The 13,481-nt window shown below is 40.0% G+C and carries 12 protein-coding genes; 4 read left to right on the top strand and 8 right to left on the bottom strand.

From position 1 onward, the window contains the following. Positions 1-424 precede the first annotated feature (424 nt). Positions 425-1,507, top strand: a complete 1,083-nt coding sequence (gene psbA, locus AC5JL8_RS12555) for a photosystem II q(b) protein (RefSeq protein ID WP_495880108.1) — start codon at positions 425-427, stop codon at positions 1,505-1,507. A gap of 229 nt (positions 1,508-1,736) precedes the next feature. Then, entirely contained in the window at positions 1,737-3,128 is a 1,392-nt protein-coding gene (locus AC5JL8_RS12550) for a malic enzyme-like NAD(P)-binding protein (RefSeq protein WP_495880107.1), read from the top strand. Between the two features lie 111 nt (positions 3,129-3,239). Here the strand turns inward: AC5JL8_RS12550 and AC5JL8_RS12545 are convergent, their stop codons facing one another. After that, positions 3,240-3,923, bottom strand: a complete 684-nt coding sequence (locus AC5JL8_RS12545) for a Uma2 family endonuclease (protein ID WP_495880106.1) — start codon at positions 3,921-3,923, stop codon at positions 3,240-3,242. 84 nt (positions 3,924-4,007) lie between these two features. Continuing rightward, positions 4,008-4,754 carry a creatininase family protein gene (locus tag AC5JL8_RS12540; RefSeq protein ID WP_495880105.1) on the bottom strand — a complete coding sequence of 249 codons (747 nt, stop codon included), beginning with the start codon at positions 4,752-4,754 and terminating at the stop codon, positions 4,008-4,010. A gap of 125 nt (positions 4,755-4,879) precedes the next feature. On the opposite strand from AC5JL8_RS12540, the gene AC5JL8_RS12535 reads away from it, so the two are divergent. Continuing rightward, positions 4,880-5,233, top strand: a complete 354-nt coding sequence (locus tag AC5JL8_RS12535; protein ID WP_495880104.1) for a hypothetical protein — start codon at positions 4,880-4,882, stop codon at positions 5,231-5,233. Positions 5,234-5,576: 343 nt separating this feature from the next. Here AC5JL8_RS12535 and AC5JL8_RS12530 read toward each other — a convergent pair whose 3' ends face one another. From AC5JL8_RS12530 to AC5JL8_RS12520, 3 genes are all read right to left on the bottom strand, one after another. Continuing rightward, positions 5,577-5,936 (bottom strand): Mo-dependent nitrogenase C-terminal domain-containing protein, encoded by a 360-nt coding sequence (locus tag AC5JL8_RS12530; protein ID WP_495880103.1) that lies wholly within the window; start codon positions 5,934-5,936, stop codon positions 5,577-5,579. Between the two features lie 754 nt (positions 5,937-6,690). Continuing rightward, entirely contained in the window at positions 6,691-7,464 is a 774-nt protein-coding gene (locus AC5JL8_RS12525; protein WP_495880102.1) for a Uma2 family endonuclease, read from the bottom strand. Between the two features lie 100 nt (positions 7,465-7,564). Next, entirely contained in the window at positions 7,565-8,392 is an 828-nt protein-coding gene (locus AC5JL8_RS12520; protein ID WP_495880101.1) for an HAD family hydrolase, read from the bottom strand. A gap of 105 nt (positions 8,393-8,497) precedes the next feature. Here AC5JL8_RS12520 and AC5JL8_RS12515 point away from each other — a divergent pair, with 105 nt between their 5' ends. Further along, positions 8,498-9,271 (top strand): hypothetical protein, encoded by a 774-nt coding sequence (locus tag AC5JL8_RS12515; protein ID WP_495880100.1) that lies wholly within the window; start codon positions 8,498-8,500, stop codon positions 9,269-9,271. A 74-nt stretch (positions 9,272-9,345) separates the two neighbouring features. On the opposite strand, the gene AC5JL8_RS12510 is transcribed toward AC5JL8_RS12515, so the two are convergent. The 3 genes from AC5JL8_RS12510 to AC5JL8_RS12500 form a co-directional block, all read right to left on the bottom strand. Further along, the gene (locus AC5JL8_RS12510) at positions 9,346-10,080 is read right to left on the bottom strand and encodes a DevA family ABC transporter ATP-binding protein (RefSeq protein WP_495880487.1); all 735 of its coding nucleotides are present in this window, start codon (positions 10,078-10,080) and stop codon (positions 9,346-9,348) included. Positions 10,081-10,248: 168 nt separating this feature from the next. Beyond that, positions 10,249-11,442 carry an ABC transporter permease DevC gene (gene devC, locus AC5JL8_RS12505; protein ID WP_495880099.1) on the bottom strand — a complete coding sequence of 398 codons (1,194 nt, stop codon included), beginning with the start codon at positions 11,440-11,442 and terminating at the stop codon, positions 10,249-10,251. Between the two features lie 127 nt (positions 11,443-11,569). Next, positions 11,570-12,988 carry an HlyD family secretion protein gene (locus AC5JL8_RS12500; protein WP_495880098.1) on the bottom strand — a complete coding sequence of 473 codons (1,419 nt, stop codon included), beginning with the start codon at positions 12,986-12,988 and terminating at the stop codon, positions 11,570-11,572. Positions 12,989-13,481: the final 493 nt, after the last annotated feature.

The following is a 13,481-nucleotide window of genomic DNA, read 5'->3' as shown; positions in this document are numbered from 1 at the left end:
TGTAGTAAGTTAAAAACTGATGTTGCAAATTGGTCAACAATCAAAATCATATTTATTAAATGAATAGTAATTTATAATACTTAAAATAAAGTGTAGTCAAACTTGTATTACTGAATAATACTATCTGTAATGGATACAGATATTAAACAATTAATTATTACAAACTATTAGTAAAACTTAAATTAAGTTTATTGAAAAATAGAAATAGTTAATGTAAAACCTGATATTAGAGAGCCGGGATAGTTTTCCCTGTGATTTCACCGTCTCCCTTGGAAAATAGGTTAGCAGTATTTTTGGTGTGAGGTAATTGAGCAGAATCCCGGTGATCAGGGAGAAGGTATTGGCAGAGTATTTAAAAAACCAAAATTCTCAAATCTTAAGGCTTGAGAAAGTTTGTTGTTAGCGTTTAATCAAGAATACAGCCATGACCACAACTCTAAGAAGAGGCGAAAGCGGTAAACTGTGGGATCGGTTCTGCGAATGGATTACTAGTACCGAAAATCGGCTTTATATCGGCTGGTTCGGGGTTTTAATGATTCCTACCCTGTTGACCGCTACCATTTGTTTCATTATTGCATTTATTGCTGCGCCACCCGTTGATATTGACGGGATTCGTGAACCTGTTGCAGGTTCTTTACTATACGGCAATAACATCATTACTGGTGCTGTTGTGCCTACATCTAATGCCATTGGTTTGCACTTCTATCCAATTTGGGAAGCTGCTTCGATGGATGAATGGCTTTACAATGGCGGCCCTTATCAGCTAATCGTCTTGCATTTTCTCATTGGTATCTTCTGCTGGCTAGGTCGGCAATGGGAGTTAAGCTATCGTCTGGGAATGCGTCCCTGGATTTGTGTTGCTTACTCTGCACCTGTAGCTGCTGCGACTTCTGTTTTTTTAATTTACCCAATTGGTCAAGGTAGTTTTTCGGATGGGATGCCTTTGGGTATTAGTGGAACATTTAACTTTATGTTAGTGTTCCAAGCAGAGCATAACATTCTGTTTCACCCGTTCCACATGTTTGGTGTGGCAGGTGTATTCGGCGGTGCATTATTCTGTGCAATGCATGGTTCTTTGGTGTCTTCCTCGTTAGTTAGAGAGACGACTGAGGTTGAATCCATCAACTATGGATACAGATTTGGTCAAGAACAAGAAACCTACAGCATTGTAGCGGCTCACGGTTACTTTGGACGGTTGATTTGGCAATATGCCAGCTTTAATAATTCTCGTTCTTTGCACTTTTTCTTGGCTGCTTGGCCTGTAGTTTGTATCTGGTTGGCGGCTTTGGGTATCAGCACAATGGCGTTTAACTTAAATGGGTTCAACTTTAACCAATCAGTGCTTGATTCTCAAGGTCGTGTAGTTAGTACGTGGGCAGATGTGGTCAACCGTGCCAATCTAGGGATTGAAGTAATGCACGAACGCAATGCTCACAATTTCCCGTTAGATTTGGCATTTGATGAAGCAATACCTGTAGCGTTATCAGGTCTTGCAATTCATAGCTAATCTTAGGATAGGATAAATTAAAAGCGCTCTCTAGTTAGAGAGCGCTTTTTTATGGAACTATAGATGCACACAGAGCAATAAAGAAGAGATAGGAAAAATATTGGTGTATCCAAGTAAATTTACAAAATTGTTACTCTTTTATATCAAGAAAATATGAGATTTGAGATTTAGATCAGATTTTCAATAATGAATTCAATATAAAATCTAAAACTTAAATTCAAAAATCACAATGGCAGACCTCACTCCTAATTCTAGTTTTAGTTTGACGCTTCGCTTGCAGATTCCCAATCGTGTAGGGATGTTGGCGTCAGTAACCCAGGCGATCGCCTCCAGTGGTGGACTACTAGGACAAATTGATTTAATCGAGCAAACCCGCAAAGAGTCCACCCGCGATATTACAGTTGATGCTGCTAGCACTGAACACGCTGAAACCATTGTGCAAGCAGTGAAAGCATTACCAAACATTAAGGTGCTGAGTGTGTATGACCGCACCTTTAATTTGCATCGCGGGGGCAAAATCAGCATTACCAGCAGAATTCCGCTAAAAAGTGTTTCTGACCTAGCAATGGCATATACGCCAGGAGTTGGTCGGATTTGTACTGCGATCGCCCAAGACCCAGAGGAAGTTTACAATTTAACAATCAAACAAAATACTGTTGCCATTGTTACAGATGGCAGCGCTGTTCTAGGGTTAGGAAATCTTGGCCCAGCTGCTGCCCTACCAGTGATGGAAGGCAAGGCGATGCTGTTCAAAGAATTTGCCGGGCTGGATGCTTTTCCAATCTGCCTAGCCACCCAAAATACAGATGAAATTGTCCAGGCAGTTAAAAATATTGCTCCAGTTTTTGGGGGTGTAAATTTAGAAGATATCTCTGCTCCTCGCTGCTTTGAAATTGAACGGAGATTGCGACAAGAATTAGATATACCAGTTTTTCATGATGACCAGCATGGTACAGCAATTGTCACCTTGGCAGCCTTATTTAACTCTCTGAAACTCGTGCATAAGTCAATGGAGGAAATCCACATCGTAATTAACGGTGCTGGGGCTGCTGGGGTAGCGATCGCTCGGTTGCTGGGCAAAGCGGGAGCAGAAAAAATCTGGATGTGTGACTCTAAAGGAATTATTTCTACTAGTCGCACCGATCTGACGGAGGAAAAGCGGGAGTTTGCTGTAAAAGCCCAAGGTACTCTAGCAGGTGCGATGCAAGGCGCAGATGTATTTATTGGTGTCAGCGCACCAGGAGTTTTGACACCAGAAATGGTGCAATCAATGGCGAAAGACCCAATTGTGTTTGCAATGGCAAATCCCATTCCAGAAATTCAGCCAGAATTAATTCACAACAATGTCGCTGTCATCGCCACTGGTCGCAGTGATTACCCAAATCAAATTAATAACGTCTTAGCTTTTCCGGGAGTATTTCGCGGTGCTTTAGATTGTCGGGCCCAGACAATTACCGCCACAATGTATCTGGAAGCAGCAAGTGCGATCGCGTCCTTAGTCAAACCTTCAGATTTGGATCGGGAACATATTATTCCTTCGGTCTTCGATCCGCGTGTTGTCACTGCTGTTGCTGCTGCTGTACAACAAGCAGCACGGCAAGAAGGTATTGCTCGGAGTTGATTAAATTCTGGGATGGGTATCTTACCTGTCCCAGGTAAGTCAAGGGTAATTTTAGATAGTGATGAATCCAAAATATTGGCACAAACCAGATGCCGACTCCACAAACAAAGGTTATTTTTGTTGTGATAATTGATTAATAAAAGCAGTGTGTTCTGTGGTGTTTAGTCCTTTCTGCAATACAGCCAGAACCTCTGCCAAATTTCCTTCAATTAAGGCATCTGCTGCTAACCATAAACCAGGAAAAACTTCGCTTTTAATTGCACCATCTGCATCAGGTTCTAGGGTGACATACTCTTGTCCCCTCAACTTGAACCAATTAAGTTTTTTATCAAAAGTTTGCCAAACAATATACTCTTGTACTCCATTGCGGCGATAAACATTCAGCTTTTCATGCAAATCGTAGGAAGCACTGCTGGCTGCAATTTCCACAATTAATTCTGGTGCGCCTTCAACATAATCATCATCGCTAATATATGATGTACCCACGTTATCGATTCGTAGTAGCGCATCTGGCTGGGGTTCGTTATCCAAATCTATACGAGTAGTACCATTGTCGATTAAATCAGTACCAGGTGTTGCCACACAGTAGAAACCTAACCAAGTGATAATTTGAGCGTGGGGTCTACCATGCTTGGCTGCACGCACTGGCGATGGCATATACACTTTTCCTTCAATTAGTTCAGCTTTTTTGACGCTTGGCATTGCTTGATAACGTCGCTCAAATTCATCGCGTGTTAAGCGATCGCCATTTTCTAAAGGAGGTAATTTAACAGATTCTTGCTTTTGGACAACCATTTATAATTCCTTGGCGAAATTAAGCTTTTTTATCTCACGCAAAGACGTTAATTTACAAACAAAATTAGCGTCTTTGCATAGGTTTTATTCTGCATTCAAAAATTCTAAATAGCCATTGCTGAGTTCTTTCACAGCCGAGTCATAAAACTGCTTACCGTGTTCTGGAGTAGCCAAAGCGGGATTTGAACCCATGCGTCCATCTGGGTAACGTACTCTAAAGTCAGCCGCACTATAAATATTGTGTCCAGTTGCGACTTCTGGTGAGAGAGGTGCTTGCTTTATCACCTCTGGATAAACATACTGGGTGACGGCTACTTCACTTGGCGTTGCATGGGAGCCTTCTTGATCACCGTATAATTCTTTAGCAAGTTTGTATACAGAACTGCACATAAACCAGTTCGCTACTTGGCATTGTACCCGATGTGCATTGGCAATCTGCAAATCTTCTAAATGAGCATAAGTCTCGGAGAAAGCTGCTTTGAGGGTAGCGATATTGCCACCATGTCCGTTGATAAAGTAGAACTTGGTAAAACCAGCTTTGGCTAAACAAGTTACATAGTCTCGCACCAGCTGAATCAAAGTAGTGGGACGCAGACTTATTGTTCCAGGAAAGGCGGTATGGTGCAGTGCCATGCCAACATTAATTGTCGGGCCAACCATTGCTTGGGTTGCTTCGCCCACACCACGGGCGATCGCTTCTGCACAAATAGCATCAGTGCCAATTAGTCCGGTTGGCCCATGTTGCTCTGTGGAACCAATAGGTAGAATAATACCTCCAGACTGCTGTAAATAAGCTTCGACTTCGTGCCAGGTACTTAAATGTAGTAGCATTTTTGCTTAATTCCTTTTTAAAATTGCAGTAGGTAGCAACCTTTTTCTGCTAGGTAGCATCATTCTATAAATAACCACCCATAACAAGATTATGAACCTCTTTGTTTCAGGTGGAGGTAATCGCTATGAAATACTCTCGTATTTGGCAAAACTTTACCGGATTAGCGTTAGAATTTCTTTTGCTTAACAGTGTTATCCCTTCTCCTGCTTGGGCGGGACGCTATGTTTTCAACCAAACCCCCCAAACAATTGAACGCTATTTTGGGCGTTATAATACCAAAAAATCTAATGGTAAGGTTATCACGTATACTTATGCTCCAAAAAGCTTCCGACGGCTATTTCCCCAGTTCCCTAAAAGTAATTTTTCGATCACTTTTATCAACAACCAAGCAAAATATATTACTTTAAATTTTAACGGAGATTTTTATAAATATTCAGGCAGCTTTAATTATGATAAAGCTGAAGCAATAAAATTCTAAAACTATATATTTGGATATCAACCACCAATTTGGTAAGAGATTTCTGCCAAATTTGGTGGTAATGAAACTGTATGTTTTTATGAGTATTGTCTGGGAGATGGAGTTGCAACGACTTTTGATAGATACGGATATAAGCAATTTACAGATTCTGCCACTTTATCCTACAACACTCGTTGCGAACCCCTATATAATCGACATCAAAATTGATTTATAAGTTGTTGGTTTTTTAGATAATGGAGGAGGCACGGGGAACCACTTTACATTTTGACTAATCAAAATTGAGGCGTTCTTGACTGGGTTGATGCTCAATTTTTATTTCCATGCTGGGATTTCTCAAATTTAGTTAGCAATAAGATTGGATATCCTCTCCACATTGATCTACTAAATAGCATAGAGCGCGAAAACGCAAGCCTACTAATTGCTCGTAAAGCGGATTAAGCTTACACATAGGAGGAATATGGGCGATTTTGCGTCCAAAAAGCATAATATCGCGCTCAAAGGGGCACTGTGCCGGTACTAGTTTAGCAATAAATTTAGCTAATTTACGATTTTGTATTTCTAGTTGATCAAGCCATTCACGTAGCGGTTGCAGTAAATCAAATTTAAGTTGAGCAAATTGTTTGTCATTACCTGCTTGTTTCTTTTCCTCAACAGCGTTAACAAAAGCAGGGAGAATAATATGCTTAGTTGTTGTGTTGTTCATAATTGGGATTAAGGTATTTTGGTGTATATGAACTATTTACCAATATGTAGTATTACTATGCTCTTATATCTGCAATTGTCTTGCTAAGTGCAATACAATTAAGATAAGCACAATAAGTTAATTTGCATGAAAGTTGCAAGCAAATGGTGCAACTAATTGATATTTAAACGCACCACATGCTGAAGAACTGTCGACTTAAATACAAAATACCAAAGAAAATATAAAAATGGTATCTTTCAAAGTTACTGATTACTGATATTGCACATAGCAATCTTATATATTGAATTTAAATGCATAGCTATAAAACTGCATAGTATCCTAAGATGTACTTTTAGGAAGGAAAATCCAGTTTTGCTCTTACTACAGCCAGATTTCGCCAATTTTATTGTATAATACCTAAGAATTTTCAGGTAATAATTATCTAGTAATATAGTTACATAGATTACATAAGTTTATCTAATTAAAATTCATACGGTTAACAACACATATTTTGATAAGTGCAAGCTAATACAACGTTTCAAATATTTCATCAAAGTTTAGTAGGCGCTAAACAACCTGAATGTAAGGCAACTTTTTTGTATCAAAAAATAAAGATTAATTAGAACTTTTCAAGGCAGAGGTTCATCGAACTGACGTGGAATTAGCAACATACGCCAGTAGGTTAAGCCGATCTGCTCAACCAAAAAATCTTAATGCATAAACCACTGTATAACCGATTCTGAAAACTGCCGCGATTTCTGACTCTGCAAAGTAGTTAAGTTGCTCCTGATTGCAGAGTATCAGGATCAACACCGAGCGATCGCAACCTTGCCTTTAATTGTTCTACTTGTAATTGTGCTTGTTCTGCTCGTTGGCGTTCCTGTTCTGCTCGTTGGCGTTCCTGTTCTGCTCGTTGGTGTTCTTGTTCTGCCCGTTCTTCTGCCTGTTGTCTGGCTAAAACTTCTTGCCGTAAAGCTTCTGCCAGTTCATCGGGGATCAGCAGCTTTTCTCCTGTATCCTCTCGATAAAACCCTATCAGCCGTCCTTCAACCTGTAAACGCAGTTGTAACTGTTCACTGCGACTATCTGAGATCGGTTCGTAAGTTTCTCCCCGCAGGCGATAACCGTGTAATTGCTGTTCTACCCATTCGCCTTTGGGGTCAAATAGCCAGTATTCCTTGACTCCTAGCTGTTCGTAGAGGGTTTTTTTAAAGATTTGGTCTTGATCCTTAGTACCTACAGATGTCATTTCAAAAATTACTGTGGGTACTTGACCTTCTTCCCAGATTTTATAATTGTCTCGACCGCCAGGTGTCACATCAAAAATTACCATCACATCTGGAGCAACCCGTAACTTGGGAAAGCCTTGTGCATAGTAAAGAAATTGATTACCCAACACTGTCGCCTGACGACCCGCCAGATATTGTTTGAGTACTGCTAAGGTGGTTAGCAAGACATAAAGGTGGTCATAGGTTTCCGCCACTGGTTGACCATCAGCACTGGGGTAGAAGATTTCAGATTCGATGCTGACAGGTACAATAGCTGTCATGATTATAAATTCAGTGCTACTAACTCATTTTAGAACAATAATTCTCTTAACTTTGCAAAGCGCGATCGCTTTCCCTCATAGTCCAATATTTATCTCAACTCTAATCCACTAGATTAACTGTAGTGCTTTGTAAAATCATTCGCGTCAACTCACAAAATCCTTCCACTTCCGCAGCATTGGTAATATAAGCGGGCTGATGCTGTAACTGATTGGCATACTCCAATACATTCGCCACACCTACAGAAATCGGAAAATAACGCCGATCAAATAAACTTTCATCATTAGGGCTATCACCAACTGTGACAATCTGTTCTGGAGAGTATGGTTGGAAGTGTTCCTGCAATACCCGCAGCAAACCAACAGCCTTATCTTGTCTTTGGGGTTTAATATGGCACTGCACATTGCTGTAGGTAAATCCCCAACTCATTTCCTGACAGAAATGGCCTAAAGTTTGTAGTTCACTTGGACTTAAAGAAGCTACATCAAAAGTCCAGTCAGTAATCCGAAAGCGGTTATCGGCAGATTCTTGGATTTGGGGAAATTGAGTCTGTAATTGCAAAAAAGCAGCTGCCAATTGCTGGCGATGGCTAGTTAAGTCGGGTATTGGCGTTAAAGTTGCTGGTTTATCACTCCCAGATAAATAGAATAAACCGCCGTTTTCTGCAATAGCACCCACGACTGGCATCAAGCTACTCAGTCCACTCACCCACCCAGCTGAACGTCCTGTGACAATCAATACTTTGATGTTGGCTGCTGCCAAATCTTCTAAAGCTTGCAGCAGTGGAGTTGTAAATTTGCCTTGCCTAGTCAGAGTACCGTCCATATCTGTGGCAACCAGACGAATATTGCTCAAGCAGGTGGATGAAACCTCTGACAGTTGCCCCAGGTTTAGGGAACGCCCAGCAGGGACGTTTAGGTGTCTATACATAGGCTGTTGAGGAAAAGCTGTAAAAAATAATAATGATACAGCAAGATGACATCATGAATTTGGGCATCCTAAAAATCAGGAGTCAAGTTTTTTAGTTTGCCAACTATGCCCTCTTCGTTGTTTCTTGCCCAATCCTCCGGGACAAAGATTAAAAAAGCATCCCAGGAAGTGCCACTAAACGATCCTCAAACACCGCCATTCTTGGTGGTAACCTCTGGAGGACTGGCTTTGATGGTAATTGCTTTGATTGTCTATATCAAAATTTTGATGAATCGGCTGGAGAAAAAACTTAAATTTGAACAATTCCGGGCCCGAGAACTAGAGAAAAAGTTTAAGCTAGCCCTGGAAACAATTCGCAACATGGAAACCAACCCCGACTTGGTTAACTCACGGGACTTTAACCTAGATTATCTCCGAATGAGGATGTCAGAGGAGGTATTCCATTATGCGATCGTTAATCAAATTAAAATCATGGCTAAAGATAAAATTTCTCAAGCTCTGCGTCCAAATCAAGCCCAACAAGGGACACTAGGGATTGCTAGTACTGGACGGCAGGTAGATGAAATTTTTGATGTAGAGTATGAGACTGGCACTCCACCAAACACTGCTAAACGAGTGCTGTTTCGTATTCAAATTCGGTTAATGAAGTTACCAACACAAACAACTTCTGCTACTATTAGCCAAATCATTGATTGTATTGAAACTTACCTTAGTCCTATACAAGATGAAGATAATTGGCAACCAACAATTCAAGGTCGTGTTGCCCATATGCATTGGGATCAAAAGGCTAAACCTACACCTCTACTAGTGCTGGAACAATCAAATGAAGGTGTCAATGTTACTTTCCGCACTAGTCGTCAACCTAATAGCTTAAAATAGTAGCATTTGCCTAGAACCAAACAATCAGGCTCTGCTAATTAATCATCCGGTTTTAGGGTGCAGTTCTATCATAGTTATGAGTTATGATTCTTAACTCCAGAATCATAACGGCTAACCATACTTTGAGAATCACGCGCCAAAAGACCATCTTCCATTTCGACGATGCGATCGGCTATATCTAGAATACGGTTATCATGGGTCACCAACAAGATAGAAGTTCCTTGGTCTTTGGCAAGACTCTGCATGATTTCCACAACATCACGTCCAGATTGTTTGTCTAAAGCGGCGGTTGGTTCGTCTGCGAGTACTAGTGGGGGACGATTGACCAATGCACGAGCGATCGCAATCCTTTGTTTTTGTCCACCAGAAAGATTATCTGGATAATAATTGATTTTCTCCTCTAAACCAACTGCCCCAAGCATAGTTTCTGATTTAGCAATTGCTTCACTTTGAGCAATCTCGTCATTTAACTCCACTGCCATTTGCACATTTTGTCTAGCAGTTAAAAATCCCAGCAAATTGTGAGCTTGAAAAATATAACCGATTTTGCGCCTGGCCTGCACTAATTGGTTTTGGCTAGCACCAATTAGTTCTGTACCTAAAAATTTTAAACTACCCTCTTGTACAGACCGTAAACCGCCAATCAAGCTCAGTAATGTTGTTTTTCCTGAACCCGATGGGCCAGTCATAATGACAATTTCACCAGGATATATTTCCAGGTTTATATCAAATAAAATCTGTCTTTTCAGCGCGCCTCTGCCATAGTAGTGATTGAGATTTTTAATGGCAATTACAGGTTCTTGTCTCATCATAAAGTGAATAGCTATAAGTTAGCAGTTCCGAGACGGAACTGTAGTGCCCATAAAGAGTTATGATTTATTAATTATAAAATATATAATTTGATAATTACTGTTCATTTATATTGATTTTACTATTTATGAATTAGCAGTAATTACGTATTAGTTAATAAATCACACTTAAAATATATCTGCTGGATCGGCAGAGCGTAATTTACGTACAGCAATAGCTCCAGAAATAAAGCACATTACCATAGTTAGAATTAATACTGTAACTGCACGTCCAACACTCATAAAAACTGGCAAAAGTGTGGCATCTCTAGCAGCTTTATACATAAATAAAGCAAAAGTAAATCCGGGTAAATATCCAATGACTGCTAGAATGAAAGCTTCTTGTAAAATAACAGTTAATAAATAGTTTTGTGTATATCCTATTGCTTTGAGGGTAGCATATTCAGCCAGATGATCAGCAACTTCAGTATAAAGAATTTGATAAACAATCACTGTCCCTACAATGAAACCCATAATTGTACCTAAAGTAAAAATAAACCCAATAGCTGTGCTACTAGCCCAGTAATTGCGCTCAAATTCTATAAATTCTTCTTTAGTTAAAACATTGATTTCTTCTGGCAAATAACTTCTTAAACTCTGGGTTACAGCAATTATATCGGCTCCTGGTTTTAATCTAATTACTCCAATATCAATTAAGCCTCGTTGACGGTTGTTAAATATCCGCAAAAAGTTAACATCACTAGTAATTAAATTACCGTCAGCCCCAAATGATGCGCCTAGGGTAAATAGCCCCCCTACTTTGATGCGCCTTCTACGTACTTCCGCCGTCACAGTTTTTCCTTCCTCGAAATTGGTAGCAATTGGCCCATACTCTACCCTAGAAGAACGGTCGTATAAAACTACATCAGGCAGTTTAAGTTGCTCTAAATTTTCCGGAACTCCAGGTAAGTTAAATAAGTTAACTTCTGGATTAAAGCCAAATACAAGAATACTTCGAGGGCGACCTGTTACAGGATTTTTCCAACTTGTATAGTCTAAATATATAGGATGTACTGATTGTACTGCTGGTAAATCTAAAGCTTTATACAAACGCCTTTGAGAAAAACTTTTCATCGACAGTACAGCGTTAGATTGACTATTAATTAAAATAATCTCGCCTTGCAAGCTAGTGTGGAATCGAACGTTACTATAATATAAAGCATCCCGGAAACCGATCTGCATAAACATCAATATATCTGCAAAGCCAATTCCTGCTATAGCCACAGCTAAACGTGTTTTTTCTCTTGTCAATTGTAGCCATGATAGAGGTATTTTTCTATTGTTTTTAGAATGAAAAATGTTAGTAATTAGTTCATTAATCATTATTCATATCAATTTTGTATTTAGGCTAAATTGGTGACCAAAGCATACTTTGGTAATTTCAGTAAATACATTAAGTTTTAAAATCAAAAGCATTTTGCTCTAGTTTTTTGAATTTCTTGAAGCGGTATTAGTTATTAATTTCAGCAACAACTTTAGCGTAGGTTAAACCTGCAACTTTTTGGCTATCTTCTGGAGCGAGGGCAATTTTTACTTCTACAACTCTGGCATCTACATCTGCTGCTGGATCTGTATTCAGCACATCTTTTTTGCCAATTTTTCTACCAATCTCAGTGACTGTTCCCTTTAATTCGCCAGAAAATGCTCCGTTATCACTAGTGATTGTAGTGTTTTGACCGAGACGCACTTTACCAATACTATCTTCGGCTACTTCAGCGATCGCAATCATTTGATTAGTTTGTCCAATCTCAGCAATGCCCATTTGATTTATGGCTTCACCGGACTTAGTATGAATTTTGAGAATCTCACCATTAATTGGTGCTTTGACGTAGCTCAACTTCAGTTCTGCTTCCGCCTTTCTGACTAGTGCGATCGCATTGCTGATTTGAGCTTGTGCCATTTGCATATCAGTAGGACGAACTTCTAGAAGCCTGTTGAGTCTGGCTTTTTCTTCGTCGATTTGCCTTTGTAAAGTTGCTATAGTTTTGTCGCGGTTAACTTTAGCTTCGATCAACTGCTGTTGCAAAGTCGATAAAGTTTTGATTTGGTTAGCTCTGGCCTCAGCAATTTGTTGGCGTATAGTTGCAATAGTCTGGCGGAGAGTAGCTTGACCTTCAACGACCTGTTGATTACTACTTACGGCACTTAGGCGTCTTCTATCTCGTTCTTGTTGAGAAATTGCACCTTCTCTATATAACATCTCATAGCGTTGAGCATCGACTTGGGCATTACGTTGTTCAGCTTGTATACGTGTGAGTGTTGCTCTTAAAGTATCTTTTTGTCCTAGCAGTTCAGCTTCTAGGCGATTAACCGTTGCTTGTTGGGCAAGTTTTTCCCCGCTTAACTGAGCTGCAATTCGAGTAATCATTGCTTGTTGAGCATCCCTTTCTCCGCGTAACTGGGCCTGTAAACGAGCAATCACAGACGTTTGGGCTTGAATATCTCTAGGTGACCCAGCTCTGATTTGCGCTAGATTGGCGCGGGCTTCTTGCAATTTTGCTTTTGCCTCTTCCACTGCTGCTACTTGAGTATCGTGGCTATCCAAAATTGCAACTATTTGACCTTGCTTTACCTGCTCTCCTTCTCTAATAAGGAGTTGCTGAATTCGTGACCCCCCTTGCATTCCTGTAGTGGGAGCAGATAACTTTATTACTTCACTTCGTGGCTCCAAACGCCCTACAGCAGTAATACTGTTGGCAATTGGTCTAATGGGTACGGATGAAGCTAGTTTTTTTAATTGTTCGACTTTGGCTGTGCCTAGTACCCCAGCTGCAATTACTATTGGCAGGGCTACAGCAATGCTCCACCAAACTTTAGGTTGTTCAAGTGGCTGCTCCCTTAATTTTGGCTTCTCAGTCACCCTTGACATAGTATATTGCCCGTTTATCTGAATGTGCTGATGCAAGTAAAAAGCGAGTTACGCGCAGTTGGACTATTTAAGAAGGATTTTTAGTAGACAGCCAGATCCCTATACCAAGTTGCAGCCGCAAGTGTAAATTTGCTAATCAATACACATTAATTAGGCTGATAATAGGTAACTTACAATTGACTATTAGTTAGGAAAAATTACCAATTCCTTAGAATTAAGGTATTTGGCTTGAGACCGCTGCTTAGGATGAAATGATGACAATTGCGTAGAGGCTTTTATGGCAGATGTCTTTGACATAGCCTGTGATGGTCAAAGATGCTCGTAGCTTCAAAGACTTCTACAATTTAAAAGTTTTAGCCTACGGGATAGATGCTTTGGCTAATCGATTGAAATACGTCTGGCTGATTGAGACGATGCTGTAGAGTTTGATGGATCTATACTATGTATTCATTAAAGCAAAGGCACAATTACTGTTATCAGTTTAATAAATGTG

The sequence above is a fragment of the Mojavia sp. genome (assembly GCF_059505145.1).
The sequence above is the reverse complement of the archived record's forward strand: the minus strand, read 5'-3'. Positions and strand labels throughout refer to the sequence as shown.

Bases quoted from the DNA above. Each gene is read 5' to 3' on its own strand.
- AC5JL8_RS12550 (WP_495880107.1), top strand. From the start codon at position 1,737: ATGGCAGACCTCACTCCTAATTCTAGTTTTAGTTTGACGCTTCGCTTG.
- psbA (WP_495880108.1), top strand. From the start codon at position 425: ATGACCACAACTCTAAGAAGAGGCGAAAGCGGTAAACTGTGGGATCGG.
- AC5JL8_RS12510 (WP_495880487.1), bottom strand. From the start codon at position 10,080: ATGAGACAAGAACCTGTAATTGCCATTAAAAATCTCAATCACTACTAT.
- AC5JL8_RS12535 (WP_495880104.1), top strand. From the start codon at position 4,880: ATGAAATACTCTCGTATTTGGCAAAACTTTACCGGATTAGCGTTAGAA.
- AC5JL8_RS12545 (WP_495880106.1), bottom strand. From the start codon at position 3,923: ATGGTTGTCCAAAAGCAAGAATCTGTTAAATTACCTCCTTTAGAAAAT.
- AC5JL8_RS12530 (WP_495880103.1), bottom strand. From the start codon at position 5,936: ATGAACAACACAACAACTAAGCATATTATTCTCCCTGCTTTTGTTAAC.
- AC5JL8_RS12525 (WP_495880102.1), bottom strand. From the start codon at position 7,464: ATGACAGCTATTGTACCTGTCAGCATCGAATCTGAAATCTTCTACCCC.
- AC5JL8_RS12515 (WP_495880100.1), top strand. From the start codon at position 8,498: ATGCCCTCTTCGTTGTTTCTTGCCCAATCCTCCGGGACAAAGATTAAA.
- AC5JL8_RS12540 (WP_495880105.1), bottom strand. From the start codon at position 4,754: ATGCTACTACATTTAAGTACCTGGCACGAAGTCGAAGCTTATTTACAG.
- AC5JL8_RS12520 (WP_495880101.1), bottom strand. From the start codon at position 8,392: ATGTATAGACACCTAAACGTCCCTGCTGGGCGTTCCCTAAACCTGGGG.
- devC (WP_495880099.1), bottom strand. From the start codon at position 11,442: ATGATTAATGAACTAATTACTAACATTTTTCATTCTAAAAACAATAGA.
- AC5JL8_RS12500 (WP_495880098.1), bottom strand. From the start codon at position 12,988: ATGTCAAGGGTGACTGAGAAGCCAAAATTAAGGGAGCAGCCACTTGAA.